Origin of the sequence: Halorubrum depositum (genome assembly GCF_007671725.1) — an archaeon.
Taxonomy (GTDB): domain Archaea; phylum Halobacteriota; class Halobacteria; order Halobacteriales; family Haloferacaceae; genus Halorubrum; species Halorubrum depositum.
Window position 1 is genome coordinate 153,904 of the sequence record NZ_VCNM01000001.1, and the last position, 24,048, is coordinate 177,951.

Genomic DNA, 24,048 nt, shown 5'->3' on the forward strand with positions numbered 1-24,048 from the left:
CGTCTTACTCCGCCCAGTAGGCGTCGCCCGGTCGCGTCTCGAAGACGGCGCGGTCGAGCACGTCGACCGCCTTCTCTAACCCCTCGCGCGAGGAGGTGAGCGAGTCCTCGTGTTCGATCGAGAGCGCGCCCTCGTAGCCGACCATCCGGAGCGTCGAGACGACGTCCTTCCAGTGGCCCTCGTCGTGGCCGTAGCCGATCGAGCGGAACAGCCACGAGCGGTCGGGTTCCTCGGTGTAGCTCGTCGTGTCGAGCACGCCCTTCACGCGAGCCATGGAGTCGTACACCTTCGTGTCCTTCGCGTGGAAGTGGTGGATCGCGTCGTGATCGCCCAGAAAGCGGATCGCCTCCGTCACGTCGATCCCCTGCCAGTAGAGGTGCGACGGGTCGAAGTTGGCGCCGATCCGCTCGTTCGTCGCCTCGCGCAGCGCGAGCATCCCGGTCGGCTCGTAGACGAGCATGTTCGGGTGCATCTCGATGGCGACGTCGACCCCGTGATGCTCGGCGTGCTGCGCGAGGTCCTCCCAGTACGGGATCGCGACCTCGTCCCACTGGTACTCGTGGGCGTCGGCGTGCTCGCTCGGCCACGGCGCCGTGACCCAGTTCGGCGTCGAGTCGCCGGGCGCGCCCGCGGGGAGTCCGGAGAAGCAGGTGACGGTGCCGACGCCCAGCAGGTCGGCCAGCTCGATCGCCTCCCGGAGCTCGCGGTCGGCCTCGGCCGCCCGCTCCTCGTCGGGATGGAGCGGGTTGTTGTGGGTCGCCAGCGCCGAGACCCGGAGGCCGTGCTCGTCGAGGAGCCCGAGCAGCTCCTCGCGCGCGCCCTCGTCTGCGAGGTGGGCCTCGCGGTCGACGTGGTCCTCGCCCGGCCACCCCCCGACGCCCAGTTCGACCGCGTTGACCCCGATGGAGTCGAGATACGCGGCCGCGTCCTCGATCGATTCACCGCCCAACGGAACGGTCAGTACGCCGATGTCCATGCGCGAAAATAGTACAACACCTCGAATAAATCTTCAGGTAGTGACGGTAGAGACGGGTCTGTGACCGAGTCCCGCTCCCGTTCCGGGCGGTTTCGGCCCCGTTTCGGCCCGACGCAAGGCCGCGAACCACATGAGGTTTTAACGGGTGGAACGCGTATGACGGACTATGGGAATCCTCTCGCGCGCCTCCTACGTCATCCGCTCGAAGGTGAACGCCCTCCTGAACCGGGCGGAGGATCCGACGGAGTCGCTCGACTACTCGTACGAACAGATGCGCGACGAGCTCCAGGACGTCAAACAGGGGATCGCCGACCTGACGACCCAGAAGAAGCGCCTGGAGATCCAGAAGCGCAAGCTCGAGGAGAACGTCGAGAAGCACAACCGACAGGCCCGCGAGGCGGTCCAGCAGGACCGCGACGACCTCGCGCGGAAGGCCCTCGAGAAGAAGAAGTCGAAGATGACCCAGATCGAGGAGCTGGAGGGGCAGATCGCGAAGCTGAACGACACCCAAGATCAGCTCGTCGAGAAGAAGAACAAGCTCCAGAACCGCATCGAGGAGTTCCGCACGAAGAAGGAGACGATGAAGGCCCGCTACGAGGCCGCGGAGGCGTCCTCTCGCGTCTCGGAGGCGATGACCGGCGTCGGCGACGAGATGGAGGACGTGAGCCGGTCGATCGAGCGCGCCGAGGAGCGCACCGAGGAGATGGAGGCGCGCGCGGAGGCGATGGACGAGCTGGAGGAGTCCGGCGCCTTCGAGGACGCGCTCTCCGACAAGGACAGCATCGACCGCGAGCTGGAGAGCCTCTCGACGGACAGCGAGGTCGACGCCGAGCTGGAGACGCTCAAGGGCGAGCTCGGGAAGGGCGAACCCGCGAGCGACGACGCCGACGCCAGCACCGACGAGGAGATCGACGCGGAGCTCGCCGACATCGAGAGCGAGATGGACGAGGAGGACCTCGAGGCCGACCTCGATGGTGACGCCGACGAGGAGGTTGACGTAGAGCTAGAGGAGTCCGAGGTCGACGCGGACGAGCCGCGGAACTGACGTCGCGTCTCCGCGTTCCAGTCCCCGATTTCGTTCCGCTTCCGTCTCTTACTCCGACAGCAGCCGCGCTCCGGTCCCCGCCCGTTCCTGCCCTCCGAGTCGGATCTCTCCGCCTTCCATTCCGGTCCCGTCGTACGGGTCCTCCGCGAGCAGCAGCGAGCCGTCGAGGTCGGCGTAATCGAGGAGCGGCGCGAGCTGCGCGGCCGCCGCGATCGACGCGTTCGACTCGATCATGCAGCCGCACATCACTTCCAGCCCGTGGGCGCGCGCCGCGGCGATCATCCGCCGCGCCTCCGGCAGGCCGCCGGTCTTCATCAGCTTCAGGTTCGCGATGTCGCAGCGGTCGGCGACCGCGGGGACGTCTTCGAGCGTCACGCACGACTCGTCGGCGGCGATCGGGAGCGCGGAGCGCTCGTAGACGAACCGGAGGCCCTCGGGGTCCTCGGCGGGCACCGGCTGCTCGACGAACTCCACGTCGCGGCCGGCGAGCCACTCGCTCTTCTCGACCGCTTCGCGGGGGGTCCACGCCTCGTTCGCGTCGACGCGGAGCCGGGCGTCGGGAGCGGCCTCCCGCACCGCGTCGATCAGCTCGCGGTCCCGGTCGGTCCCGAGCTTGATCTTGAGGATCGGGTAGCCGGCGTCGACCGCCGCCGCGGCCTTCTCGCGCACGCGCTCCGTCTCGTCGAGCCCGATCGTGTAGGAGGTCGCCGGCGCGGTCGACGGGTCGAGGCCCCACAGCCGATACAGCGGGACGCCGAGCCGCTTCGCGGCGAGGTCGTGGACGGCGATCGAGACGGCGGCCCGGGCGGCCGGGTTGTCGCCGATCGCGGCCGCCATCTCCGACTCGATCTCGCGGATCGCGTGCGGATCATCGACCGCCTCGACGACCGCGAGGAGGTCCGGGAGCACCGCTTCGACGGTGGCGGCCGTCTCGCCGTAGTGGGCCGCGGGGGCGGCCCCGCCGACGCCGGTCATCCCGGCGTCGTCCGCGATCCGGACGATCACGTTCTCGGCCTCGGTCTGCGTGCCGCGCGAGATCGTGAACGGGTCCTCGAGGGGGAGCGAGACCCGCTCGAACTCGGTCTCGAGGCTCATTCGTCGCCGGTCTCCCCGTCGGCGGCCGCGATCTCTCCGCCGAGCCCGGCCGCGACGATCCCGTCGACGATCGCGTCGGCGCCGTCCCTGACGGGGTCGGCGGCTGGCACCCCGACCTCCGCCGCGAATCCGGCGACGGCGTCGGCGGCCGCGCCGTCGTCGGCGACGTCCTTCGTGTTGAGCGCGCCGGCGACGACGCTCGCCTCGCGGACGGGGGCCGCGAGCCCCTCGTAGAGGCCGATGTAGTCGGCGAGCGGCGGGAGCGAGAAGGATTCGTAGCCGTGAATCGCCTCGCGACCCGCCGCGTGACAGAGGACGAGCCCGTCCGCCATCGAGCCGTGGAGGATACCGCAGGTGACCGCCGAGTAGGCGGGGTGAATGATGCTCCCCTGTCCCTCGACGACGAGGAGGTCGTGGTCGTCGCCGATCTCGACGAGCATGTCCTCGACCGCGCCGGCCGTGAAGTCGGAGACGACGCGGTCGATCGGGTTCCCCCAGCCGGCGATCATGATCCCGGTTTGCCCGGTCGGGACGAACGCCGCGTCGATCCCGCGCTCGCGGGCGGCGGCGACGATCTCCAGCGAGGCGGTCATCTTCCCGACCGAGCAGTCGGTGCCGACCGTACACACCACGTCGGCGTCGACGTCGCCCGAGGCGCCCGTCGCCACCGTCAGGTCGTCGTCGGGCTCGCGCACGTCGACGAGGTCGACGCCGTGCTCGGCGGCCAGCGCGGCGAGCTCCTCGTCCTCGTTGAGGAAGTAGTGGAGCCCGCTCACGACGTCGCAGCCGGCCTCGATCGCGGCCTCGACGTCGCCGCGCCACGACTCGTCGAAGCCGCCGCCGATCGGCGCGATCCCGATGTAGAGGGCGTCGACGTCGCCGTCGGCGGCCGCGTACGCCTCGTCGAACGACTCGACGATCGGCGCGTCCGCGAGGTCCGGCGCGTGGTCGGCGACGCGGTCGCCGGCGCGGTCGCGGTCGAGAACGGCGCGCACGTCCTGGTCGCCGTAGCGCATCACGCCGAGCGCGGTCTTCGCGCGGTCGGGGAACTTCTCGTGGGCGAGGATGACGATCCGTTCGTCGCTCATGTCCGAGCGCTCGCCCCGGGCGGGCTTAAAAGAGTCGGGCGCCCGACGACCGGTCGGCTCGGTCGCGACACTCTCACCGAGCGTGAGTCGAACGCACGCCGTGACATATTATAAACGAACTGCGGTGGCGCGTGCCTGCGAGCGCCCGGTTGGGCGCGAGTCAGCACGCGCGAGAGAGCTCGGTCGTCCGGAGCAACGCGGAGGACGACCGACGAGGCTGGGGAGGTGTGAGGCTGCGGTCGCTGTGCGGGGCGGGATCCAAAGGGGCAGTCGCGAGGACGGCGCAGGCGTTCACGAGAGCGGAGCTCTCGTGAGCCAATCAGAACGCTTCGCGTTCTGATGACGACGTAAGCACTGCAGGGAGTGAACGAAGTGAACGACCGAAGCGCACAGCGAGCGTGCGCCGTCCTCGCGGTTGGGGCTTTGAACGAGTTCTCCGTCGATCTCTCCTCGACTACGTATAGCCGAACGACGAGGGCTTCGTATAAGAGAACGACACCGAGATCCAAAACCGCGTATTCAGGCGCTGCCGTCGACGAACTGGTCGGCCCCCTCGTAGAACCAGTAGCCGTTCTCGCGCATCGCGCGGCCGAGCTCTTGGTGGAACTCGACGAAGTCGGCGAACTCCTCCTTCTCGACGCCCTCGAAGATCTCCGCGACGGAGACGACCGTCTCGAAGTCGATCCGGATCGGGTGGTCGCCGTACTGCTCGACGTACTCCGCGGCCGTCAGCGGGAAGTCCTCCGCCTCGTCGATCTTCTTCGCGAGCACGGCGTGGCCGTACTGCCGCCTGCCCTCGCTGCCCTGCTCGCCGTCGGGGTCGTGTGGCCAGTCCATACCCCCCGTTTACCGTGCCGCAGGAAAGTCGTTGCGCTCCCCGGGCGCCGGTTCGATCCCCCGACGGCCCCACCTCAGACCACCGACACGGAGGTCCCCGCGCCCGGCCCCGAGTCTTCGACGCGTGCAGGGCCCTCCGATCACCAAGTAACTGAAGATTAATTGAATTGTACTATAATTTATTAACCATATCAATAACGGAAAAACATTTAGAATGTCTGCGATGTTGTGTTACGTTGGATCACATCATGAAGGCTGTCGTTTATCAAGGCCCGTACGACGTGGCCGTAGAAGAAGTAGATGACCCGGAGATAGAACACCCGAACGACGTCGTCGTCGACATCACGACGTCGTGCATCTGCGGCTCCGACCTGCACATGTACGAGGGTCGGACCGCGGCCGAAGAGGGGATCGTGTTCGGCCACGAGAACATGGGGATCGTCTCCGAAGTCGGCGAGGCCGTTTCGACCCTAGAGGAGGGCGACCGCGTGGTGATGCCCTTCAACGTCTCCTGCGGCTTCTGTCAGAACTGCGAGGAGGGGTACACCGGCTTCTGTACCAACGTCAATCCCGGCTTCGCGGGCGGCGCGTACGGCTACGTCGCCATGGGGCCGTATCCGGGCGGACAGGCGGAGAAGCTGCGCGTCCCGTACGCCGACCACAACGCGCTGAAACTGCCCGAGGGACGCGAACACGAGGACGCGTTCTCGCTGCTCGCGGACATCTTCCCGACTGGGTGGCACGGCACGGAGCTGGCGAACCTCCAGCCCGGCGAGTCCGTCGCCATCTTCGGGGCGGGCCCGGTCGGCCTGATGGCCGCCTACAGCGCGAAGATCAAGGGGGCCGCAGAGATCTACGTCGTCGACCAGGTCCCGAGCCGGTTAGAGCTGGCCGAGGACCACTGCGACGCCACCCCGATCGACTTCTCCGAGGGCGACCCGGTGGACCAGATCATCGAAGAGCACGGCGGAATGGTCGACAAGGGCGTCGACGCGGTCGGCTATCAGGCGACCGACCCGGACGACGTCGACACCGAATCCGAGGACTACTCCTACCAGCCGGCCAAAGAGAATCCGGCGGTCGTGATCAACAGCCTCATTCGCGTGGTCCGACCGACGGGCCAGCTCGGCATCCCCGGCCTCTACGTGCCGGAGGACCCGGGCGCGCCCGACGACATGGCCGCGCAGGGCCGTCTCGGCATCGACTTCGGGAAGTTCTTCGAGAAGGGACTCAAGTGCGGCACGGGCCAGTGTAACGTGAAGGAGTACAACCGGTACCTCCGTGACATGATCATCGAGGGGCGCGCGGACCCGAGCTGGGTCGTCTCCCACCGCGTCAACCTCGACGAGGCGCCCGAGATGTACGAGGCGTTCGACGCCCGCGAGGAGGGCGTCACGAAGGTCCTACTCGAACCCTGAGTCGCCGAGGCGCGGCCTCGCCGCCGTCGTTCCGACTTTTTCGAACGTCTCCGACCGTCAGGCCCGGAGCCACGCCTTTGGATGCTCGTCTCGGAGGTGCGATTGGTACCGCCCGATCAGCTCCGGGTAGCCGTCGGCGACGCAGTGCCAGCCGCAGTGCTCGCAGGTGCGTTCGACCGCCTCGTCCCCGCCCTGTACGTGTCCGCCGCGCCTGTACGTGACCATGAGTGTCTCGTCGCGGTCGATACCGCGTCGATAGGTACCGTACGCCACGAGCGGGCTTCACTCTGTCGGCGCTCGCGACTCGTGTTCCCCGTCGGCGTGGAGAGGGACCCCACCGCCCGCACCGCCGAAACCCGTATGTCAGTCCCGCGCGTTGCGACCCGTATGTGTAAGTACTGCAACTGGGCGTTCCACGACGGGTGGGGCGAGCTGCTGAAGTACGACGACGTCTACCAGTCGGCGGTCGGCGCCGAGACCGAGTCCACCCACGGGTTCCACGAGGACTGGGACGACCTGCAGGCCGAGCTGGGGATCTGAGTCAGAGCGGGAAGGCGTCGACGGCCGACGCCGCGTCGCCGGCAGGCGCGGCCAGCTCGTCGAGCTCTCGCCGGATCCGCGCCTCGTCCATCTCGCTGCCGATGAACACGAGCCGCGTGCGCCGGTCGTCGTCCGGCCCCCACTCGCCGATCGGCCCGGCCTGCACCGAGGGGCCGGCCTGACTCACCCCGATGACCTCGTCGGTCCCCGCGACGTTCGCGACTCCCTTCGCCCGCACGACGGCGCCGTCCCAGTCGTCGAGCCACGCCGCGAACGGCTCGGGGTCGAGGGCCTCCGCGGAGCGGTAGACGAACGAGTCGACGCCGTGGGCCGCGGCGGCGCCCTCCGCGTGGTCGTGGCCGTGTCCCTCGCCCGCCCCGCCCACCTCGCCGTGGCCGTCGGCCTCGCTCTCCGCGATCGCGCGCTTCCACCCGGGCGACCGCGTGGCCGTCTCGAAGTCGAACAGCCCCGTGTCGAGCACGTCGCCGGGATCGACCTCGGAGTAGCTCGTCCGGATCCGCTTCGCCCGCGGGCCGAGGCGATCGGCGACCGACTCGATCTCGTCGAGCACGTCGTCGGGGACCATGTCCGTCTTGTTCAACACGAGCACGTCGCAGAACTCGATCCCCTCGACGAGCACGTCCGCGAGCGGGCGGTCGGCCGCCGGCTCGCCGTCGCCCGGGAGCGACTCGCCCGCGTCGAACTCCTTCCAGAAGCCGTACGTGTCGAGGACCGTCACCATCGTGTCGAGCCGGAAGCGCTCGGTGGGGTCGATATCGGAGTCGTCGGTCCCCTCCGTGAACGCCCGCGCGACCGGGATCGGCTCGGAGATCCCCGACGACTCCACGAGGAGGTAGTCGAACTCCCGCGACTCCGCGAGCGCCGCGGCCTCGCTCAGCAGATCGTCCTGGAGCCGACAGCAGATACAGCCGTTCGAGAGGTCGACGATCCCCTCCTCGTCGTTCTCGCGCGCGACGAGCTCGGCGTCGACGTTCACCTCGCCCATGTCGTTTAAGATGACGGCGATCCGCCTGTCGCCCGGGTTCGCGAGCAGGTGGTTCACCATGGTCGTCTTCCCGGCGCCGAGGTACCCGCTGAGGACGGTGACGGGGATCCGGTCGTCGTCGATCATGTGTGTTACCACGAGACGTGCTACCAGTATGAAACGATCGATCGGTGGGAGCGTCACCGACGCCGACGGCGCCGTCGACCGGGCGAACGAGGGCCCCGAGTCCCACAAAGCATTCCCCGACGGCCGGACCGTTTCCGCGCATGCGCCGCAGAGCCCTCCTCTCGACCGCGGCCGCCGTCTCGACTGCCCCGCTCGCGGGCTGTCCCGTATCGCCGTGGGGCGAGATCCCCGAGACCGTCGACGGCGCCGAGGTGACGCTCCGGCGCGAGCACACCGGGGAGTTCGAATTCGAGGAGCCGAGTCCGCACGACGACGCCGTCTTGATCCGCGCGGTCGACGCCGATCCGCCACGCCTCACCGTCAGGGGACGGCTGCTCGACGGGTCGCGAGAGTGCTATCAGGTCGACCTGATCGAGGCGACACTCGACGACGACCGCCTGCTGCTCCGACTGACCACGGAGGACGACCCGGACTGGGACGGTGATCCGTGCTCCGATATCGGCCAAACGCATCCCTACGAGGTCGCCGTCGCGTTCATCGAGGCGTCGGTTCCCGAGCGTGTCGAGGTCCGCCACGGCGACGAGACGGTGCTCGACGAGGAGGTGTAATCCGCGGGCGGTTCCGGACGCGGGTCAGCGCTCGATCCCGCCCTGCTCTTTGATTTTCATGATGTGCCGGACGTTCAGGTAGATCTCCTCGGGCGATGTCTGCTCCTCTGAATCGTACAGGTCCGACACTCGGTAGAGGATCGCCGAGAGCTGCTTGCTCTCGGAGCTGTCGCCGCGCACGTCGGCGGCGACCTCGCGGAGGAATTCCCGGACCTCGTCGTCGTCCGGGAACTCCCCGGCGGCCGCGGCCGCGGCCGACTCCGGGACGACCGGATCGACGCCGGCCGCGTCGAGGGGGTCGGCGGGGTCGCGGCTCTCGGTCGGCTGGTCGCCATCTCCGTCGCCTCCACGCTCCCCGCTCATCGCCCCTCGCTCACCCCGCGGCGGCGCACGACGCCGGCGTTGTTCGCGACGTTCTCCACGATCACGCGGAACGCGTCGGCGGTCTCGCCCTCACCGAGTACCACCGGCTCGCCCTCGTCGCCGCCTGTCCGGACCGCGGGGTCGAGCGGGACGCCGCCGAGGAAGGGGAGCTCGTGCTCCTGTGCCAGCGCCTTCCCGCCGCCGGAGCCGAAGATCTCGTGGAAGCCGCCGCAGTCCGGACAGCGGAAGCCGGCCATGTTCTCGGCGATCCCGAGCACGTTCGTGTCGTGTTTGCCGAACATCCGAAGCCCCTTCACCGCGTCGTCGAGCGCGACCTCCTGCGGGGTCGTGACGATCACGGCGCCCGTCAGCGGGAGCGTCTGGAGGATGGTGAGCTGGGTGTCGCCGGTCCCCGGCGGCAGGTCCATGATCAGGTAGTCGAGCTCGCCCCACTCGACGTCCTCGACGAGCTGCGTGATGATCTTGTGGACCATCGGCCCGCGCCAGATGACCGGGTCGTCCTCGCCGGTGAGGAAATCCATGCTCATCAGCTTCACGCCGAACCGCTCGGGCGGAACGATGGTCTCCCCGTCGGTCTGCGGGCGCTCCTCGGCCGACACCATCCGCGGGACGTTCGGCCCGTACACGTCGGCGTCGAAGAGCCCGACGCGCGCGCCGAGCTCCGAGAGCCCCGCGGCGACGTTGACGGCCATCGTCGACTTCCCGACGCCGCCCTTCCCGGAGGCGACTGCGATCACGTTCTTCACGCCCGGGAGCACCTGCTCGTCAGCGTCCAGCTCGTCCGGGACCGACGCCGAGAGCTCCACGTCGAACTCGGTGTCGGCGAGCGTCGCCCGCACGTCCTCGGCGATCGCCGACTCGTGCGGCGAGAAGGGCGCGCCGAGCGCGAGCGACACGCGGACCGTCCCCCCGTCGCCGTCCCCCTCCTCGACGGTGACGTCGTTCACCAGCCCGAGCGAGACGATGTCGCCCCCGAGGTCGGGGTCCTGCACGTCCGCGAGCCGCTCCCGCACGTCCGCTTCGTTCATGCCCGGAGGGAGGGCGGTGGGGCGAATAAGGGTTCGGTACCCGTCTCCGACGCGATGGCGGCCGCCCCTCAGTCGATGCGAGTCCCCGCGTCCTCCCCCCGGAGAAACGGCGCCAATCCCTCGGCGCCGAACACGTGAGCCGGGGCGTCGAGCGCCAGGAGCTCCCGGACCTTCGCGGCCATCCCGCCGGAGACGTCGGTCGCGTCGCTCGCGCCGAGCGCGTCGGCGACCGACTCGAAGTCATCGATCGCGGGGATCACGTCGCCGTCGGCGTCGAGGACGCCCGGCACGGTCGAACAGACGCCGACCCGCTGCGCGCCGAGGCCGGTCGCGAGCTCGACGACCAGCTCGTCGCCGGAGACGACCGTGACGCCCGCACCCGCGGTCGCGACGCCGTCGCCGTGGAGCACCGGCACGAACCCCTCGTCGAGCAGCGTCGCCGTCGACGAGAGCGGGAGGTCGAGGTCGCCGTCGGGCCCCTCGGGACGGGCCGACAGCGACAGGGGATGGACGGGCACCGCGGGGACGCCGCGCTCGTGAAGTCGGTCGAGCACCGCGCGGTTCAGCGACGTCATCGCGCCGTGAACGTCCATCACCGCCGCCGGGTCGTGAGTCCCCGCGGTCGTCGACACGCCGTGCTCGCTGGCGTGGTGGTGGCCGAAGCTCCCGCCGCCGTGGACGACGACGAGCCGCCCGACCGGCCCGTCGGCGAGGGCGTCGGCGACCGCGTCGCAGGCGGCCGCGAGCGCGTCGTCGTCGAGCGTCTCGGGCCGGTCCTTCTCCGTGATCAGGCTCCCGCCGAGCTTGAGCACGACGGGGGGCGCCGGGGAAGGTGCGTCGCGATCGACGTCGGCCGCGGCGCCGGAGTCGGAGACGCCGTCACGGCCGCCCGTCACGGTTCCACCACCCGGACGCCCTCCGTCGCCAGCTCGGCGCGGAACGCTTCCTCACAGCCCTGCGTGAACGAGAGCGCGGTCTCCGTCGCGTCGCTCTCGTCGAGGGCGACGATGCAGCCGCCGCCGCCCGCGCCGGTGAGCTTCGCGCCGTGCGCGCCCGCGTCTCGGGCGGCCCACACCATCGCGTCGAGCGAGCGCGCCGAGACGCCGAGCGCCGAGAGCAGCCCGTGGTTGAAGTCCATCAGCTCGCCGAGTTCCGCGAGCAGCTCCGACGACGGCTCCGCGTCGGACTCGGCCTCCGCGAGCATCCCCTCCCCGGTCCGGACGAGGTCGCCGATCGACTCGACGGCGTCCGCCGCGAAGCCGTACTCCTCGCGGAGCTCGCCGACGCCGGCCACGAGCTCGCCGGTGTCGCCGGCGCCGCCGTCGAAGCCGACGACGAACGGCAGGTTCGGCGTCTCGATCGGCTCGCAGTCGTCGCCCTCGACGCGGACCGCCCCGCCCATCGTCGAGCAGAAGGTGTCGGCGCGGGAGGCCTGCCCGTCCTGCACCTCGTGCTCGGCGCGGTACGCGCGGTCGGCCAGCTCGCGCCGGTCGAGCGGCTCCCCGAGCGCCCGCGTCGCGGCGTCGATGCCGGCGACGACGACGGCCGCGGAGGAGCCGAGCCCCGCCCCGAGCGGGATGTCGCTCTCGACGGTGATGTCGAAGCCGGCGTCCGGCGCGTCGGCCGCGTCCCGGGCCTGCCGCACGGCGGCGTCGACGTAGCCCATCGCGGCCTCGACCAGCGGCGTCGGCACGTCCACGTCGGGGTGATCCCCGGTGCCGCCGGAGTACTCCACCGTGAACCCGTCCAGCGAGAGGTCCTCGGCCGCGACGCGGACGTGGTCGTCGGCCCGCGGCTCGGCGGTCACCGTTGCGCGTCGCTCGATCGCGGCCGGCACGGCCGGCTCGCCGTAGACGACGGCGTGTTCGCCGAAGAGGTACACCTTCCCCGGCGCTTCACAGACGGTCATACGAACCCCCTCTCTCCGGGGGCATACAGGCGTTGCGCTTGTCGGGTCGCCGTCGACGCCCCGCGAACGCGGGACGGCGAGGGTCTCCGCTCCCGCCACCTTTTCACCGTCGGCCGCCGTCGTGCGCGCCATGACGACGCTCCCGTCACTTTTGACCCGGTCGTTCGCGAACTTCGTCGAAGGGGTGGCGGTCGCGATCCCGCGGCTGCTCTCGGGGCTGATCTTCCTCGCACTGGCGTACGTGACGGTGCGGATCGTCCTCTCGCTCGTCCGCTCTTCGATCGAGCGGATCTACATCGGCGATCGCGAGCTCGTGGGCGATCTCATCGTCACGCTCGTGGCGATCTTCCTGTGGTTCGGCGTCGCGTTGACGTTCCTGAAAGTCGTCGGGATGGGCGACATCGCGGCGAGCCTCGGCACCGCCGTCGGCTTCATCGCGCTGGGCGTCTCCTACGCGCTCTCCGAGATGATCGAGGACACGGTCGCGGGCGTCTACCTCCTCCGCGACCCCGACTTCAACCCGGGATACCGCGTTGAGGCGAAGGGCGTGACCGGAACGGTCGCCGCGATCGAGCTCCGGAAGACCCGGATCGACACGGACGCCGGCGACCGGATCGTGATGGCGAACCGGGAGATAGAGTCGCGCTGGACTCACGACGTGCCGGACCAAGAGTCCTGATCTCGCGGCCCGAGCGCGTAGATGCTGTTCAGATAGCCCCGTACTCTGTACGCCGTATACAGCTGGGTGGATCAGGCTTACGAACTATCTGCAACTCTAGTGATTTTTCGAAATCGTCGTCGAGCGTATCCGACTGATCGATTGTCACTCTAGGGATCAGAATTATGTAGCCAGTCTTGCATGTCCTTTTCATGGATCAGTCACTCAGAAATAACGATAATCGTGCCACGTCATCTGTAATCGGGATCGTACTGCTCGTCGGGATCACCGTCCTTTTGGCGACGACTGTAGGTGTCTTTGCACTCGGATTAGGGCTATCCGAAACCGTCTGTAACGCGAACCTTGGTGCAGCTCAGTCAGTAGTCGAACCTGTATGTTAGTATGTAACGGGCCAAATACTTATCAATTCAGTCTGAGAAATCCGCGCCATGTCATCTCAAGAGGACGTGAGCGCCGGAGAGACGGTCGACGGAGACACGACCCTCGCCGCCCTCTCGCACGCGTCGGCGCTGGTCGCTTCGTTCCTGGGACCGCTGCTGTTCTTAGTGCTCGCGGACGACGACGACGAACTCGTCAAGCGGAACGCGAAGAACTCGCTCAACTTCCAGATCGTCGTCCTCGTCGCGATGATCGTCTCCGGGCTGCTGACGGTCGTGCTCGTCGGCTTCCTGCTCCTCCCGCTGATCGGACTGATCGACCTCGTGTTGGTTCTGATGGCCACGCTGAAGGCCAACGAGGGGCAGGTCTACTCGTACCCGTACACGCCGGACATCCTCTGAGGGCCGCGGAGGGGCTATTTTCACACGGCGGCGACGGCGGCGGCTCCGCGGTGTCGAAGCGTCGGAAAAGTCGAACTCGACGTCGAAGACCGGTTACAGCTCGTCCTCGAAGTCGTCGAGGGCGAAGACCGTGTCGGCGCCGCGGCGGTCGAGCGTCTCGTTGGCGAGCAGCCAGTAGACGACCGACAGCGCGCGTCGACCCTTGTTGTTCGTCGGGATGACCAGGTCGACGTTCGACAGCTGGTTGTTGGAGTCGCACATCGCGATGACCGGGATGCCGACGGTGATGGCCTCCTTGACGGCCTGCGCGTCGCCGATCGGGTCGGTCACCACGACGACGTCCGGCTCGATGTAGCCGGCGTAGTCGGGGTTCGTCAGCGTGCCGGGGATGAAACGCCCCGTGCGGGCGCGGGCGCCGATGGCGTCCGCGAACTTCTCGGCCGGGAACCGGCCGTACTGCCGCGAGGACGTGACGAGGATCTGCTCGGGGTCGTAGTTGGAGAGGAAGTCCGCGGCAGTCCGGATGCGCTGGTCCGTCGTGCTCACGTCGAGCACGTACAGGCCGTCGTCGCGGACGCGGTGGATGAACCGCTCCATGTCCGCCGTCTTCTGCTGGGTCCCGATGTGGACACCGGCGGAGAGGTAGTCCTCGACGGGGATCAGCAGGTCGACGTCGTCGTCGGGCATGACGTCGTCGTCGAACGGGGAGGCCTCCTCCTCGTCCGCGGCGTCGTCGGCCTCGTCGTCTTCGATCTCGGCGTCAGCGGACGCCTCCTCGGCGGCCGCGTCGGCGGTCGGTTCCTCGGTCGTGTCGGTCTCCTCCTCGACCGCCGCGTCGACCGCCTCGGTCTCCGCGTCGTCGTCGAGTTCGACCGCGTCGTTGTCTTCGCTCATGCGTGGTGTGGGCCCGTCATACCGCGTCGTCCGCGATGCGGACCAGTTCGTTCAGCTTGGCGGTGCGCTCGCCGCCGACCGTGCCGGTCTTGATGAACCCGGCGTCGGTCGCCACGGCGAGGTGTGCGATGGTGGTGTCCTCCGTCTCGCCCGAGCGGTGCGAGATGACCGTCTCGTACCCGTTGCGGGCGGCGAGCTCGACCGCGTCGAACGCGTCCGACAGCGTCCCGATCTGGTTCGGCTTGATCAGGATGCTGTTGGCCGCGCCGACGTCGATCCCCTCGCGGAGCCGCTCGACGTTGGTGACGAACAGGTCGTCGCCGCAGATCAGCGTCCGGTCGCCGACCCGGTCGGTCAGCTCCGCGAACGCCTCGTAGTCGTTCTCGTCGAGGGGGTCCTCGACGTACGCGAGGTCGTACTCGTCGACGAGGCCGGCGACGTACTCGACCTGCTCGTCGGTCGTCTTGGTCTCGTCGCCGTAGACGTACGACTCGCTGTCGTCGTCGTACAGCTCGGCGGCGGCCATGTCGAGGCCGAAGCGGATCTCGAAGCCCACTTCGTCCTCGACCAGCTCGACCGCCTCCTCGACGACCTCGAACGCCTCCGCGTCCGAGATCGGGGGCGCCCACGCGCCCTCGTCGCCCTTCGCGGCCGGCACGCCGCGCTCGTCGAGCACGTCCGCGACCGCCGCGTGGACCGCGGCGTTCGCGAAGACGGCCTCCGAGACGCTAGGCGCGCCGACTGGCGCGGCGAGGAACTCCTGGATGTGGGTCGCCTCCTTGGCGTGCTCCCCGCCGCCGACGACGTTGCCGAGCGGGATCGGGAAGTTGTCGCCGCGGAACGCGCCCCCGAGGTGTTGATACAGCGGCGCGCCGAGCACGTCGGCGGCGGCCTTCGCGGCCGCCATCGAGATGGCGACGGCGCTGTTGGCGCCGATGGCCGAGAAGTCGTCCGTGCCGTCGGCCGCGCGGAGCGCGCCGTCGACGGCGCGCTGGTCGCCGGCGTACAGGCCCTCCAGCCGGGGAACGGCGTGTTCCCGAGCCTTCGCGATCGACTCGCTTGCGGGGAGTTCGATCGCCTCGTACTCGCCGGTGGACGCCCCGCTGGGCGCCGCCCCGCGGCCGAAGCCGCCGGACTCGGTGAGGACGTCGGCCTCGACGGTCGGGTTCCCCCGCGAGTCGAGCACGCGACGCAGCGAGACGCCGGTGATGCGGGTCATCAGTTGGACTCCCTCCGGACCGTGAACGGGAGCGCGCCCGCGTCGTACTCCTCCGCGGCGACGAGGATGGGCTCCGTCTGGTCCGTGTCGATCAGCACGGGCGCCCCGTACGACACCTGCAGCGCTCGCGCGCCGAGGATGCGTGCCTTCTCGTATCGATTGTATCGCTGTGTTGACATTGTTACTGGTACGGCGAGACGACGTCGACGAGGTCGCGATGGCTGACCATCATCCGGCGGCAGCAGTGCCGGTCGACCCCGAGCTCGTCGAGCACGTCGCCCGGGTCCTCGTCGCCGTCGCGGGCGCGCTGCTTGAACTCCTCCCAGTGTTCACCGATGACGTTGCCGCACGTGAAACACCGGACGGGGATCATCATGACTGGATCACCTCAGCGGTAGGACTTCTGGTAGCGGGCACGCGCGCCGGGTCCGCCCCACTTCTTGGGTTCGGACTGGCGCACGTCGTTGACCAGCAGCGTGCGATCGAAGTTCATGTACGCGTCGCGCAGCTCGGCGTCGCCGAGGTGCTGGACGAGACCGCGCGCGATGGCGGTCCGCGTCGCGTCGGCCTGGCCGCTGAAGCCGCCGCCCTCGACGTTGATGTCGATGTCGACGCCGTCGCGGAGCTCCTCGCCCGCGATGCGGAACGGCTCGAGCATCTTGAGCCGCGCCTGTTCCGGTTCGACCAGCTCGACTGGCTGGGAGTTGATGCGAACGCGACCCTCGCCGTCGCGCACGGTGGCGCGGGCGACGGCCGTCTTCTTCTTGCCTGAGGTGTTAGTTACCATGTGACGTTGGCTCCCAGAGACTCGGAGATCTCCCCGAGCGTCGTGAACTTGATGTTCGAGAGGCGGTCGAGCGAGGTGCCGTCGAGGACGACGGTCTCGGCGTCCTCGTCGCGCTCGTAGGGGTTACCCACGTAGACGCGGACGTTCGAGAACGCCTCGCGGCCGTCCTCGGTCTTGTACGGCAGCATGCCGCGGATGGCGCGCTTGAAGATGCGGTCGGGGCGCTTGGGGTAGTACGGCCCGCTGTCGGAGCCGAGCTCCGCGCGGGTGTGGTACGTCTCCATCGTCGCCTCCTCGTTGCCGGTGATGACCGCGCGCTCGGCGTTGACGACGGCGACCGTCTCGCCGTCGAGGACGCGCTGGGCGACCTTCGACGAGACGCGACCGAGGATGCAGTCGCGGGCGTCGACGACGACGTCCGCGTCGATCTTCGCGAGACTCATCGGATCACCCTGACGTTGCTCCCTTCGGGGTTCTGTTCAACGAACTGTTCAAGCGACACCGCTTCGCCGGCCTGGTCGATCTTCGTGCGGGCGGTTCCCGAGAAGTCGACGGCGGCGACGGTGACGTTCTTTTCGAGCACACCGCTGCCCAGCACCTTGCCGGGGACGACGACCGTCTCGTCTTCCTGCGCGTATCGTTCGATACGGCCCAGGTTGACCTCAGCGTGCGTGCGCCGTGGCTTCTCCAGTCGGTCGGCGACGTCCTGCCACACGTTGGCACCGGAGTCGCGCGAGACCGACTTCAGATCGGCGATGAGGTTCTGTAGTTTCGGATTCGTCTTGCTACTCATAGCTGTCCCTCCTGAAGCGGAGAGTTAGTGAAAACGGAGTGCAGGGAGCAGGATTTGAACCTGCGGACCTCTACAGGACAGCGCCCTGAACGCTGCGCCGTTGGCCTGACTTGGCTATCCCTGCGTGCACTCCTGCGTAACCCGGCTCCCTTCAAACCACTTTCGGTCCCGCCGTCGGAACGGCCCGACTCGGGTCCGGCGCGATCCGACGCGGCGTCGGATCGGGACGCGGCGCCGCGGCTCCGTGCAGGGGCGAGCGCCGGCCGCGTGGTCTGAAGGTCCGTCATTACGTTAGACCGCGACTTTCGTCTGTAGTTCGTCCGCGCGCTCCTCGATGGAGTCGATCGCGCGGAGCAGCAGTTCCTCGACGCTGAACGACCCGTCCGTCTCGATGTGGAAGACGAACGCGCCGGGGACGTCCTCGATCGCGACCTCCTTCCCGGGGAACCGCTCCGAGAGGTCGTTGTCGAACTCGTCGGTGAGCTCTATCGAACCGTCGGGCGTCTCGATGACGCCGCGGAGGATCCGCGGCTCGTCGTCGTCGAACTCGCCGAGGTCGCCCTCGACCGAGACGCGCTGGAGGTGGCGGTAGCCGACGGAGACGCCGCCCTGGTGTTTGGCGTGCTCCTTGCCGGTGTTCAGCACCGCGTCCGCTTCGAACTCCAGCCGCTGTCCCTCCTTCAGCTCGATGATCGGCACGTTCTCGTCGGCGACGCCGACGAGCGGGTCGGCGCTCTCGATGTCGCCGGAGTACGCCGTCGCCGGTCCCTCGACGTCGAGCGCGAGGGTGACCTCGTCGCCGACCTCGAAGTCGTCGAGCGGCGTCGTCAGGGGCACCAGCCCCAGCCGGAGGCCGATCATCTCGTCGAACATGACGGAGGAGTTCTCGACGAACCGGACGGTGTCGATCGAGAACGTCGGGACGTCGGCGATCATCGCGCGGCGGATGCCGTTCGCGAACGCCGGCGTGAGCCCGCGGATCAGCACCCGCGCGCTGCGTTCGTCCCGTTCGACGTACTGGACGTCGAATTCGTCTTCCGTCATGTCAGACTCGCTTGTTCTTTGGCGCCTTCGTCCCGTCGTGCGGGATGGGCGTGACGTCCTCGATCCGGCCGATCTCGACGCCCGCACGCGAGAGCGCGCGGATCGTCGCCTGCGCACCGGGTCCGGTGGACTTGTTGAGGTTGCCGCCGGGGCCGCGCACGCGAACGTGCACGCCCTCTAAGCCGGCGTCCTTGACGCGCTCGGCGACGACCTCCGCCATCTGCATGGCGGCGTACGGCGACGCCTCGTCGCGGTTCTGCTTCACCACGGTGCCGCCGGACGACTTGGCGATCGTCTCGGCGCCCGTCTCGTCGGTGACCGTGATGAGCGTGTTGTTGAACGACGCGTACACGTGGGCGATGCCCCACTTTCCGTCCTCGGATTCACTCATGGTTGGTTACTCCTGTGACTCCGCGCGCTCGGGGTGGAGATCGTCCGCGAGCGGGCTCGTCTCGTCGAAGGCGATGGCGCCCTCGTCGTCCACGTCGACCTTCACCGAGGGGCGCGTGACGCGCGCGCCGTTGACGGTGATGTGGCCGTGGACGATGAACTGGCGGGCCTGCTGGGTCGAGGACGCGAACCCCTGCCGGTAGGCGACCGTCTGGAGACGGCGCTCGAGCAGGTCGGTCACGTCCAGCGAGAGGACCGCGGAGATGTCGTCGTTGTCGCCGAGGATGCCGATGCGGCGAAGTCGCGAGACGAACTCCGCGCCGGCCTCCTGGGCGGCGTCGACGTCGCCCTGGGCCTCGCCGAGCAGGCGACGCGCCTCGCGTCGCATGCTGCGCAGCTCGGACTGGGCGCGCCAGAACTCCTCTTTGTTCTTCAGGCCGTACCGCGAGAGGAGATCGGACTCCTCGGCGATGCGCTCGCCCTGGTACGGGTGGTTCGGCGTCTCGTAGCCCTTCGTGTTCTTGCCGGTGCTCATTCGTCGTCACCCGCCGCTTCTTCCTCCGCCATCTCCTCGCGGATCTCCTCGACGTTGACGCCGATGGTGCCCTCGGACCGCCCCGTGGACTTCGTGCGCTGGCCGCGTACCTTCTGGCCGCGCTTGTGGCGAACGCCCTTGTACGATTCGATGACCTTCATCCGGTTGATGTCGTGGCGACGCTTCTCGCTGACGTCGGTGCCGACGAGGTGCGTCGTCTCTCCGGAGTAGAAGTCGTTCTGTCTGTTCGTCATCCACGACGGGACGTGGTCTTCGAGGTTCTCGGCGATGTCGACCACCGCGTCGATGTCGCCCTCGTCGAGGAGACCGAACGTGGCGTTGCGGTCCACGTCGGCCTTCTCGGCGACCAGCCGCGCCGTGCGCGTGCCGATGCCGTCGAGTTCGGACAGGCTTCGCTCGACCGTCTTCGTCCCGTCGAGGTCCGCGCCCCCGATCCGGACGAAGTACTGGAGGTCTTCCTCCTCCTCCGGTGAGTCGTCCTGTGATTCTTCCGTGCTCATGTGTTGGTTGTGGTGAGCCCTACCGGCGCGAATCCGGCGGTGCTCGGTCCGTTCGAGCGTTGCGGCGGGGATTCGAACCCCGGAGGCAGTGACGCCACAGAGTTAGCAACCCTGCGCCTTGGGCCAGGCTTGGCTACCGCAACTCGCGTCGTATCGTCGCCCTCGTGGACTCGGGACCCGGCGCCCCTGCAGTTCGTGCATCCGTACGGTCCCGCTTTCGCTACTTAAACATCACGGAAGGGCGGAGCGAATGCGCCCGGTTCGCACGGGTGTGAGGGGTTGTCACGGGAGGACGGGGATCCGCGTCGCGGGTGAACCGGAATCCGTCGAACCCGACGGTCCGCGGATCTCGCTTCCGCGAGGGGTTCCGTTTGGCGTACTGTTTAGTGGGTGCCGCGGGTGGACCGATCCATGAAGGCCGTCCAGTTCGGTTCCCACGGCGACCGCGACGTGATCGAGTACGGCGACTTCCCGGACCCGGAGCCCGACCGCGGCGAGGTCGTCGTCGACGTTAAGGCGGGCGCGCTGAATCACCTCGATATCTGGACGCGTCGCGGGATGCCCGGTATCGACCTGGAGATGCCCCACATCCCCGGCAGCGACGCGGCCGGCGTCGTCGAGTCGGTCGGAGAGGGCGTGACGCGGTTCGAGCCCGGCGACCGCGTCGCCGTGAGCGCGGGCGTCTCCTGCGGCGAGTGCGAGTTCTGCCGCCACGGCGAGGAGTCGCTGTGCCCCTCGTTCCACATCATCGGGGAGCACGTCCGAGGCGTCCACGCCGAGAAGGCCGCCGTCCCCGCCGAGAACCTCGTCCCCGTCCCCGCGGGCGTCGACTGGGAGGTCGCCGGCTCCGCCTCGCTCGTCTTCCAGACCGCGTGGCGGATGCTCCAGACCCGCGCGGACGTCGAGGCGGGCGAGAAGGTCCTCGTGCTCGGCGCCTCCGGCGGCGTCGGCCACGCCGCCGTCCAGATCGCCGACCACGCGGGCTGTGAGGTGTTCGCGACAGCCTCCAGCGAGGAGAAGCTCGCGCACGCCGAGTCGTGCGGCGCCGACCACGTCATCGACTACGAGGCGAACGACTTCGCCGAGGAGGTCGCCGAGATCACCGGCCGCCGCGGCGTCGACGTCGTCGTCGACCACGTCGGCGCGGCGACGTACCCGGACTCGCTGAAGTCGATGGCGAAGGGCGGCCGCCTCGTCACCTGCGGCGCGACCACCGGCCCGAACCCCGACGCGGGGCTCAACCGCATCTTCTGGAACCAGCTCTCCGTCATCGGATCCACGATGGCGACGCCCGGCGAGGTCGACGACGTCCTCGAACTCGTCTGGGACGGCACCTTCGAACCGTACGTCCGGGAGACGCTCCCGATGAGCGAGGCCGCGCGCGCCCACGAGATGATCGAGAACCGTGAGGGCTTTGGCAAGGTAGTAGTTAAACCGGATAGTGAGCTCTGAGACCGACGCTGACGGGGGCACGGGCGGCTACGTTCACGTCCCTGACTCCGATACCGGCGCCGAGAGCGACGGCGCCGCCGGCACCGCCGACCCCGCCGCGTCGGACCCGGGATCGGGCAAACCGGGGACCGACGGGCCGACCGCCGACGGCTTCGGCCGAAGGGGATGGGCGCTGACGGCCGTGCTGTTCCTCTGCGCCATCGTCATCCCCGGGGTCATCTACCTCTACCCGTACGCCGCCGGCTGGTTTGGGCTGCCGTTCTTCGCGACGTACCTCGCGCTCCCACTCGTCCCGGCCGTCCTCCTCGGGCTGGTCGCCGTCTGGTCGATGACCGCGGCGACGCGGGACCGGTAACGGGGAGCCGCCGACAAGCCATCCGCCGCCGCCGAGTCACCCGCGGACTGCGACGCCCGCGAGCGCCGAACGACAACCGTTTTGAACGACACCCGCGCAGTAGCGATATGTTGATCACCGTCTCCGGCCCGCCTGGCAGCGGGAAGAGCACGAACGCCGCGGGGCTCGCCGATCGGCTCGGGATGGAACACGTCTCCGGCGGCGACATCTTCCGCGAGATGGCGGCCGAACGCGACATGACGCCGGTCGAGTTCAACGAGTTCGCGGAGGAGGACCCGCAGTTCGACCGCAAGCTCGACCGGCGCCTCCGCGAGATCGCCACGACCCGCGACGAGCTCGTCCTGGAGTCACGGCTCGCCGGGTGGCTCGCCGCCGAGCACGCCGACTTCCGCTTCTGGTTCGACGCCCCGCTCTCGGTCCGCGCCGAGCGGATCGCCGACCGGGAGGAGAAGCCCGTCGACCGGGCGCGGGCCGAGACGGAGCGGCGCGAGGAGTCCGAGCGCAAGCGGTACCGCGAGCTCTACGGCGTCGACATCGACGACCTCTCCATCTACGACGCCGCGTACAACACCGCTCGCTGGGGCCCCGACCGCTTCCTCGATGCGCTCGTCGCCACCGTCGACGCGTACGACCCCGCGGCCGACGAGGGAAAGGCGCCCATCGAGGGCGTCACCTACGACTTCTGAGCCGCGACCGCACGCTATCTCTCAATGACCGACACAGACGACGACGCTCCCGCGCCCGCTGACGACCCGCTCCGAGCCCCGCCCGACGAGCGCTCGATCCCCGAGCTGCTCCGGTTCGGCGTCGTCAACGTCGACAAGCCCGCCGGCCCGTCTTCCCACCAGCTCTCCGCGTGGGTGCGCGACGCGATCAACGACGCCCTCGACGCGCTCGATCCCGAGGGCGAGCCGATCGACGGCGTCGCTCACGCCGGCACCCTCGACCCGAAGGTCACCGGCTGTCTGCCGACGCTCACCGGGGACGCGACCCGGGCGGCCCAGGTCTTCCTGGAGGGGAGCAAGGAGTACGTCTCGGTCCTCGAGCTCCACGGGTCGCCTCCGGGCGACTTCCGCGAGGTGGTCGGCGAGTTCGAGGCGGAGATCTACCAGAAGCCGCCGCGGAAGAGCGCCGTTACCCGCCGGCTCCGGACCCGGACGATCCACGACCTCGACGTGCTCGAAGTCCGGGAGCGGCAGGCCTTGCTCCGGATCCGGTGTGAGTCGGGGACGTACGTCCGAAAGCTGTGTCACGACGTCGGCCTGGCGACCGGCGTGGGCGCTCACATGGGGCATCTTCGCCGGACCGCCACCGACCCGTTCGACGACGGCGACCTCCACGCGCTGCAGGACCTCGTCGACGGGCTCGCGTGGGCGCGAGAGGGCGACGAGTCGCTGCTCCGCGAGGTCGTCCGGCCGGCGGAGGAGGCGCTGGTGCACCTCCCGTCGGTCACGGTCGCCCCCTCGGCCGCGCGCAACGTGGCCACCGGGGCGCCCGTCTACGCTCCCGGCGTCATCGACGCGGACGCGGGGGCGACCTTCGATGCGACGCCGGAAAGCGACGACCCGCCGCTCGTCGCCTGCCACACCCCCGACGGCGTTGCGGTCTGTCTCGGCCGGCTCGTCGGCGACCCGGACGCCGAGTCGGGCGTCGTCGTCTCGCTGGAACGGGTCCTCGTCTGAGGGGGTCGCGGCCGGGCGGCGAGGTGTGAAACGAAGTCCTTAATTACCGGACTCTCGTTTTTTCGGATGCAGACGGGGACCGTGGGGTAGTGGTATCCTATGCGGATGGGGTCCGTATGACCTGAGTTCGACTCTCAGCGGTCCCACTTCGACTTCTCAAACAGTTAGCGCCGCCGCAGTCGACGAAGGTCGTCCTCAGACCCCTTCGACGAGCCGCTCCAGCTGTTCGGGCGGCACCGCGCCCCTGGCCGTGCGCCCGTCGTACCTGAACGTCGGGACGCCGCCGATCGTGGCGTCTCGCGCCTCGGTGAACGCCGTCCGAAGCCGGTCGCGCCGCGCCTCGTCGGCGACCGCGCTCCGTATCTCGTCGCCGTCCATCCCGACGGCCTCGGCGAGGTCGGCCAGCACGTCGACGTCGCCGACGTCCCGCCCGTCGACCCAGAGCGCTTCGAATATCGCCTCGTCGAAGTCGAGCCAGCGGTCGGGGCGCTCCTCGCTCACGTACAGCGAGGCGACCTGCGCGTCGAACGAGTCCACGCGCTCGGGGAGGTCGTCGAGGTCGAGCATCTCGTCGGCGCCGAACCGATCGCGCAGGCGGTCCACGTCGCGTCGGACCCGCTCGAAGTACTCCTCGTGTCTCCCGTCGTCGATCGAGTGGATGATCTCGCCGTCGGGCCCGCGCTTGTGGCCGCGGAGGTCGTACGGGTGCCAGTCGATATCGAGCTCGCGCTCTCGCGTCTCCTGGTACGCCGCCAGCGACCGGCGACCGAGGTAACAGAACGGGCAGACGTAGTCCGAGTAGACCGCGATCCGCTCGTCGCGTTCCTCCATGGCGAGTCGGTACGGTCGCCCGCCTGA

33 protein-coding genes and 3 tRNA genes are annotated in these 24,048 nt (G+C 69.0%); 12 read left to right on the plus strand and 24 right to left on the minus strand.

The window, feature by feature from the left end; translation table 11 throughout:
* Nucleotides 1-4: 4 nt before the first annotated feature.
* A complete protein-coding gene (locus FGM06_RS00815) occupies nt 5-976 on the minus strand; it encodes a sugar phosphate isomerase/epimerase family protein (protein WP_144796531.1) in 972 nt (323 codons plus the stop codon).
* Between the two features lie 166 nt (nt 977-1,142).
* Between FGM06_RS00815 and FGM06_RS00820 the strand changes: the two genes are divergently transcribed.
* The gene (locus tag FGM06_RS00820) at nt 1,143-2,021 is read left to right on the plus strand and encodes a PspA/IM30 family protein (RefSeq protein WP_144796533.1); all 879 of its coding nucleotides are present in this window, start codon (nt 1,143-1,145) and stop codon (nt 2,019-2,021) included.
* Between the two features lie 48 nt (nt 2,022-2,069).
* Here FGM06_RS00820 and FGM06_RS00825 read toward each other — a convergent pair whose 3' ends face one another.
* The 3 genes from FGM06_RS00825 to FGM06_RS00835 all read right to left on the minus strand — a co-directional run bounded on the left by FGM06_RS00825 (nt 2,070) and on the right by FGM06_RS00835 (nt 5,041).
* Complete coding sequence (locus FGM06_RS00825; RefSeq protein ID WP_144796535.1) at nt 2,070-3,116, minus strand: dipeptide epimerase; 1,047 nt, start codon at nt 3,114-3,116, stop codon at nt 2,070-2,072.
* Nucleotides 3,113-4,204, minus strand: a complete 1,092-nt coding sequence (locus FGM06_RS00830; protein ID WP_144796537.1) for a DUF1611 domain-containing protein — start codon at nt 4,202-4,204, stop codon at nt 3,113-3,115. The genes FGM06_RS00825 and FGM06_RS00830 overlap by 4 nt, the downstream gene beginning before the upstream one ends.
* A gap of 519 nt (nt 4,205-4,723) precedes the next feature.
* Nucleotides 4,724-5,041, minus strand: a complete 318-nt coding sequence (locus FGM06_RS00835; protein ID WP_144796539.1) for a DUF5785 family protein — start codon at nt 5,039-5,041, stop codon at nt 4,724-4,726.
* Nucleotides 5,042-5,289: 248 nt separating this feature from the next.
* Here FGM06_RS00835 and FGM06_RS00840 point away from each other — a divergent pair, with 248 nt between their 5' ends.
* Entirely contained in the window at nt 5,290-6,459 is a 1,170-nt protein-coding gene (locus tag FGM06_RS00840) for a glutathione-independent formaldehyde dehydrogenase (RefSeq protein ID WP_144796541.1), read from the plus strand.
* Between the two features lie 57 nt (nt 6,460-6,516).
* Here the strand turns inward: FGM06_RS00840 and FGM06_RS15900 are convergent, their stop codons facing one another.
* Complete coding sequence (locus FGM06_RS15900) at nt 6,517-6,684, minus strand: hypothetical protein (RefSeq protein WP_186310937.1); 168 nt, start codon at nt 6,682-6,684, stop codon at nt 6,517-6,519.
* Between the two features lie 162 nt (nt 6,685-6,846).
* Between FGM06_RS15900 and FGM06_RS15905 the strand changes: the two genes are divergently transcribed.
* Nucleotides 6,847-6,999, plus strand: coding sequence for a hypothetical protein (locus FGM06_RS15905; RefSeq protein ID WP_004046465.1), 153 nt, complete (start codon nt 6,847-6,849; stop codon nt 6,997-6,999).
* A 1-nt stretch (nt 7,000) separates the two neighbouring features.
* Here the strand turns inward: FGM06_RS15905 and FGM06_RS00845 are convergent, their stop codons facing one another.
* Nucleotides 7,001-8,131: a CobW family GTP-binding protein gene (locus FGM06_RS00845; RefSeq protein WP_394348604.1), complete on the minus strand. Its 1,131-nt coding sequence runs from the start codon at nt 8,129-8,131 to the stop codon at nt 7,001-7,003.
* Between the two features lie 140 nt (nt 8,132-8,271).
* Between FGM06_RS00845 and FGM06_RS00850 the strand changes: the two genes are divergently transcribed.
* Nucleotides 8,272-8,739: a hypothetical protein gene (locus FGM06_RS00850; protein WP_144796543.1), complete on the plus strand. Its 468-nt coding sequence runs from the start codon at nt 8,272-8,274 to the stop codon at nt 8,737-8,739.
* Between the two features lie 24 nt (nt 8,740-8,763).
* Here FGM06_RS00850 and FGM06_RS00855 read toward each other — a convergent pair whose 3' ends face one another.
* The 4 genes from FGM06_RS00855 to mvk all read right to left on the minus strand — a co-directional run bounded on the left by FGM06_RS00855 (nt 8,764) and on the right by mvk (nt 12,060).
* Nucleotides 8,764-9,102, minus strand: a complete 339-nt coding sequence (locus tag FGM06_RS00855; protein ID WP_144796545.1) for a hypothetical protein — start codon at nt 9,100-9,102, stop codon at nt 8,764-8,766.
* Complete coding sequence (locus tag FGM06_RS00860) at nt 9,099-10,151, minus strand: Mrp/NBP35 family ATP-binding protein (protein WP_144796547.1); 1,053 nt, start codon at nt 10,149-10,151, stop codon at nt 9,099-9,101. The genes FGM06_RS00855 and FGM06_RS00860 overlap by 4 nt, the downstream gene beginning before the upstream one ends.
* Nucleotides 10,152-10,219: 68 nt before the next feature.
* Nucleotides 10,220-10,963: an isopentenyl phosphate kinase gene (locus tag FGM06_RS00865; protein ID WP_144798489.1), complete on the minus strand. Its 744-nt coding sequence runs from the start codon at nt 10,961-10,963 to the stop codon at nt 10,220-10,222.
* Between the two features lie 80 nt (nt 10,964-11,043).
* Entirely contained in the window at nt 11,044-12,060 is a 1,017-nt protein-coding gene (mvk, locus tag FGM06_RS00870; protein WP_144796549.1) for a mevalonate kinase, read from the minus strand.
* 130 nt (nt 12,061-12,190) lie between these two features.
* On the opposite strand from mvk, the gene FGM06_RS00875 reads away from it, so the two are divergent.
* From FGM06_RS00875 to FGM06_RS00885, 3 genes are all read left to right on the plus strand, one after another.
* A complete protein-coding gene (locus tag FGM06_RS00875; protein WP_144796551.1) occupies nt 12,191-12,739 on the plus strand; it encodes a mechanosensitive ion channel domain-containing protein in 549 nt (182 codons plus the stop codon).
* Between the two features lie 191 nt (nt 12,740-12,930).
* Nucleotides 12,931-13,119, plus strand: coding sequence for an archaellin/type IV pilin N-terminal domain-containing protein (locus FGM06_RS00880; protein ID WP_144796553.1), 189 nt, complete (start codon nt 12,931-12,933; stop codon nt 13,117-13,119).
* Nucleotides 13,120-13,167: 48 nt separating this feature from the next.
* Nucleotides 13,168-13,518 (plus strand): DUF4870 domain-containing protein, encoded by a 351-nt coding sequence (locus tag FGM06_RS00885; protein WP_144796555.1) that lies wholly within the window; start codon nt 13,168-13,170, stop codon nt 13,516-13,518.
* A gap of 93 nt (nt 13,519-13,611) precedes the next feature.
* On the opposite strand, the gene rpsB is transcribed toward FGM06_RS00885, so the two are convergent.
* From rpsB to FGM06_RS00950, 13 genes are all read right to left on the minus strand, one after another.
* Entirely contained in the window at nt 13,612-14,412 is an 801-nt protein-coding gene (gene rpsB, locus FGM06_RS00890) for a 30S ribosomal protein S2 (RefSeq protein ID WP_144796557.1), read from the minus strand.
* A gap of 16 nt (nt 14,413-14,428) precedes the next feature.
* Nucleotides 14,429-15,631, minus strand: a complete 1,203-nt coding sequence (gene eno / locus FGM06_RS00895) for a phosphopyruvate hydratase (protein WP_144796559.1) — start codon at nt 15,629-15,631, stop codon at nt 14,429-14,431.
* A complete protein-coding gene (locus FGM06_RS00900) occupies nt 15,631-15,810 on the minus strand; it encodes a DNA-directed RNA polymerase subunit K (RefSeq protein WP_144796561.1) in 180 nt (59 codons plus the stop codon). The genes eno and FGM06_RS00900 overlap by 1 nt, the downstream gene beginning before the upstream one ends.
* Before the next feature lie 2 nt (nt 15,811-15,812).
* On the minus strand, nt 15,813-16,007 hold the full coding sequence (locus FGM06_RS00905; RefSeq protein ID WP_144796563.1) for a DNA-directed RNA polymerase subunit N: 195 nt from the start codon (nt 16,005-16,007) through the stop codon (nt 15,813-15,815).
* A 12-nt stretch (nt 16,008-16,019) separates the two neighbouring features.
* On the minus strand, nt 16,020-16,418 hold the full coding sequence (locus FGM06_RS00910) for a 30S ribosomal protein S9 (RefSeq protein ID WP_144796565.1): 399 nt from the start codon (nt 16,416-16,418) through the stop codon (nt 16,020-16,022).
* Nucleotides 16,412-16,861, minus strand: a complete 450-nt coding sequence (locus FGM06_RS00915) for a 50S ribosomal protein L13 (RefSeq protein ID WP_094557078.1) — start codon at nt 16,859-16,861, stop codon at nt 16,412-16,414. Before FGM06_RS00915 ends, FGM06_RS00910 begins: the two co-directional genes overlap by 7 nt.
* The gene (locus FGM06_RS00920; RefSeq protein ID WP_007999944.1) at nt 16,858-17,211 is read right to left on the minus strand and encodes a 50S ribosomal protein L18e; all 354 of its coding nucleotides are present in this window, start codon (nt 17,209-17,211) and stop codon (nt 16,858-16,860) included. Before FGM06_RS00920 ends, FGM06_RS00915 begins: the two co-directional genes overlap by 4 nt.
* 39 nt (nt 17,212-17,250) lie before the next feature.
* Nucleotides 17,251-17,335 (minus strand) — tRNA-Leu (locus tag FGM06_RS00925).
* A 167-nt stretch (nt 17,336-17,502) separates the two neighbouring features.
* A complete protein-coding gene (locus tag FGM06_RS00930) occupies nt 17,503-18,255 on the minus strand; it encodes a DNA-directed RNA polymerase subunit D (protein ID WP_144796567.1) in 753 nt (250 codons plus the stop codon).
* A 1-nt stretch (nt 18,256) separates the two neighbouring features.
* A complete protein-coding gene (locus tag FGM06_RS00935; protein ID WP_004046448.1) occupies nt 18,257-18,646 on the minus strand; it encodes a 30S ribosomal protein S11 in 390 nt (129 codons plus the stop codon).
* A 6-nt stretch (nt 18,647-18,652) separates the two neighbouring features.
* Entirely contained in the window at nt 18,653-19,180 is a 528-nt protein-coding gene (locus tag FGM06_RS00940) for a 30S ribosomal protein S4 (RefSeq protein WP_144796569.1), read from the minus strand.
* Entirely contained in the window at nt 19,177-19,701 is a 525-nt protein-coding gene (locus tag FGM06_RS00945) for a 30S ribosomal protein S13 (protein ID WP_144796571.1), read from the minus strand. The genes FGM06_RS00940 and FGM06_RS00945 overlap by 4 nt, the downstream gene beginning before the upstream one ends.
* A 57-nt stretch (nt 19,702-19,758) precedes the next feature.
* Nucleotides 19,759-19,844: transfer RNA gene (locus FGM06_RS00950), tRNA-Ser, on the minus strand.
* A gap of 268 nt (nt 19,845-20,112) precedes the next feature.
* On the opposite strand from FGM06_RS00950, the gene FGM06_RS00955 reads away from it, so the two are divergent.
* From FGM06_RS00955 to FGM06_RS00975, 5 genes are all read left to right on the plus strand, one after another.
* Nucleotides 20,113-21,153 (plus strand): zinc-binding dehydrogenase, encoded by a 1,041-nt coding sequence (locus FGM06_RS00955; protein ID WP_144796573.1) that lies wholly within the window; start codon nt 20,113-20,115, stop codon nt 21,151-21,153.
* Nucleotides 21,143-21,508 (plus strand): hypothetical protein, encoded by a 366-nt coding sequence (locus FGM06_RS00960; protein WP_144796575.1) that lies wholly within the window; start codon nt 21,143-21,145, stop codon nt 21,506-21,508. Before FGM06_RS00955 ends, FGM06_RS00960 begins: the two co-directional genes overlap by 11 nt.
* Nucleotides 21,509-21,615: 107 nt before the next feature.
* Entirely contained in the window at nt 21,616-22,194 is a 579-nt protein-coding gene (gene cmk, locus FGM06_RS00965) for a (d)CMP kinase (protein ID WP_144796577.1), read from the plus strand.
* A 24-nt stretch (nt 22,195-22,218) separates the two neighbouring features.
* Nucleotides 22,219-23,190 carry an RNA-guided pseudouridylation complex pseudouridine synthase subunit Cbf5 gene (locus FGM06_RS00970; RefSeq protein ID WP_144796579.1) on the plus strand — a complete coding sequence of 324 codons (972 nt, stop codon included), beginning with the start codon at nt 22,219-22,221 and terminating at the stop codon, nt 23,188-23,190.
* 75 nt (nt 23,191-23,265) lie between these two features.
* A tRNA-Pro gene (locus FGM06_RS00975) sits at nt 23,266-23,336 on the plus strand.
* 49 nt (nt 23,337-23,385) lie between these two features.
* On the opposite strand, the gene FGM06_RS00980 is transcribed toward FGM06_RS00975, so the two are convergent.
* Entirely contained in the window at nt 23,386-24,021 is a 636-nt protein-coding gene (locus FGM06_RS00980) for a DsbA family oxidoreductase (RefSeq protein WP_144796581.1), read from the minus strand.
* Nucleotides 24,022-24,048: the final 27 nt, after the last annotated feature.

Bases quoted from the DNA above. Each gene is read 5' to 3' on its own strand.
- FGM06_RS00920 (WP_007999944.1), bottom strand. From the start codon at position 17,211: ATGAGTAGCAAGACGAATCCGAAACTACAGAACCTCATCGCCGATCTG.
- FGM06_RS00905 (WP_144796563.1), bottom strand. From the start codon at position 16,007: ATGATGATCCCCGTCCGGTGTTTCACGTGCGGCAACGTCATCGGTGAA.
- FGM06_RS00880 (WP_144796553.1), top strand. From the start codon at position 12,931: ATGGATCAGTCACTCAGAAATAACGATAATCGTGCCACGTCATCTGTA.
- rpsB (WP_144796557.1), bottom strand. From the start codon at position 14,412: ATGAGCGAAGACAACGACGCGGTCGAACTCGACGACGACGCGGAGACC.
- FGM06_RS00845 (WP_394348604.1), bottom strand. From the start codon at position 8,131: ATGATCGACGACGACCGGATCCCCGTCACCGTCCTCAGCGGGTACCTC.
- FGM06_RS15905 (WP_004046465.1), top strand. From the start codon at position 6,847: ATGTGTAAGTACTGCAACTGGGCGTTCCACGACGGGTGGGGCGAGCTG.
- FGM06_RS00945 (WP_144796571.1), bottom strand. From the start codon at position 19,701: ATGAGCACGGAAGAATCACAGGACGACTCACCGGAGGAGGAGGAAGAC.
- FGM06_RS00850 (WP_144796543.1), top strand. From the start codon at position 8,272: ATGCGCCGCAGAGCCCTCCTCTCGACCGCGGCCGCCGTCTCGACTGCC.
- FGM06_RS00825 (WP_144796535.1), bottom strand. From the start codon at position 3,116: ATGAGCCTCGAGACCGAGTTCGAGCGGGTCTCGCTCCCCCTCGAGGAC.
- mvk (WP_144796549.1), bottom strand. From the start codon at position 12,060: ATGACCGTCTGTGAAGCGCCGGGGAAGGTGTACCTCTTCGGCGAACAC.
- FGM06_RS00835 (WP_144796539.1), bottom strand. From the start codon at position 5,041: ATGGACTGGCCACACGACCCCGACGGCGAGCAGGGCAGCGAGGGCAGG.
- FGM06_RS00930 (WP_144796567.1), bottom strand. From the start codon at position 18,255: ATGACGGAAGACGAATTCGACGTCCAGTACGTCGAACGGGACGAACGC.
- FGM06_RS00970 (WP_144796579.1), top strand. From the start codon at position 22,219: ATGACCGACACAGACGACGACGCTCCCGCGCCCGCTGACGACCCGCTC.
- FGM06_RS00855 (WP_144796545.1), bottom strand. From the start codon at position 9,102: ATGAGCGGGGAGCGTGGAGGCGACGGAGATGGCGACCAGCCGACCGAG.
- FGM06_RS00840 (WP_144796541.1), top strand. From the start codon at position 5,290: ATGAAGGCTGTCGTTTATCAAGGCCCGTACGACGTGGCCGTAGAAGAA.
- FGM06_RS00900 (WP_144796561.1), bottom strand. From the start codon at position 15,810: ATGTCAACACAGCGATACAATCGATACGAGAAGGCACGCATCCTCGGC.
- FGM06_RS00860 (WP_144796547.1), bottom strand. From the start codon at position 10,151: ATGAACGAAGCGGACGTGCGGGAGCGGCTCGCGGACGTGCAGGACCCC.
- FGM06_RS00940 (WP_144796569.1), bottom strand. From the start codon at position 19,180: ATGAGCACCGGCAAGAACACGAAGGGCTACGAGACGCCGAACCACCCG.
- FGM06_RS00910 (WP_144796565.1), bottom strand. From the start codon at position 16,418: ATGGTAACTAACACCTCAGGCAAGAAGAAGACGGCCGTCGCCCGCGCC.
- FGM06_RS00820 (WP_144796533.1), top strand. From the start codon at position 1,143: ATGGGAATCCTCTCGCGCGCCTCCTACGTCATCCGCTCGAAGGTGAAC.
- FGM06_RS00915 (WP_094557078.1), bottom strand. From the start codon at position 16,861: ATGAGTCTCGCGAAGATCGACGCGGACGTCGTCGTCGACGCCCGCGAC.
- FGM06_RS00885 (WP_144796555.1), top strand. From the start codon at position 13,168: ATGTCATCTCAAGAGGACGTGAGCGCCGGAGAGACGGTCGACGGAGAC.
- FGM06_RS00815 (WP_144796531.1), bottom strand. From the start codon at position 976: ATGGACATCGGCGTACTGACCGTTCCGTTGGGCGGTGAATCGATCGAG.
- FGM06_RS00830 (WP_144796537.1), bottom strand. From the start codon at position 4,204: ATGAGCGACGAACGGATCGTCATCCTCGCCCACGAGAAGTTCCCCGAC.
- eno (WP_144796559.1), bottom strand. From the start codon at position 15,631: ATGACCCGCATCACCGGCGTCTCGCTGCGTCGCGTGCTCGACTCGCGG.
- FGM06_RS00955 (WP_144796573.1), top strand. From the start codon at position 20,113: ATGAAGGCCGTCCAGTTCGGTTCCCACGGCGACCGCGACGTGATCGAG.
- FGM06_RS00935 (WP_004046448.1), bottom strand. From the start codon at position 18,646: ATGAGTGAATCCGAGGACGGAAAGTGGGGCATCGCCCACGTGTACGCG.
- cmk (WP_144796577.1), top strand. From the start codon at position 21,616: ATGTTGATCACCGTCTCCGGCCCGCCTGGCAGCGGGAAGAGCACGAAC.
- FGM06_RS00875 (WP_144796551.1), top strand. From the start codon at position 12,191: ATGACGACGCTCCCGTCACTTTTGACCCGGTCGTTCGCGAACTTCGTC.
- FGM06_RS15900 (WP_186310937.1), bottom strand. From the start codon at position 6,684: ATGGTCACGTACAGGCGCGGCGGACACGTACAGGGCGGGGACGAGGCG.
- FGM06_RS00980 (WP_144796581.1), bottom strand. From the start codon at position 24,021: ATGGAGGAACGCGACGAGCGGATCGCGGTCTACTCGGACTACGTCTGC.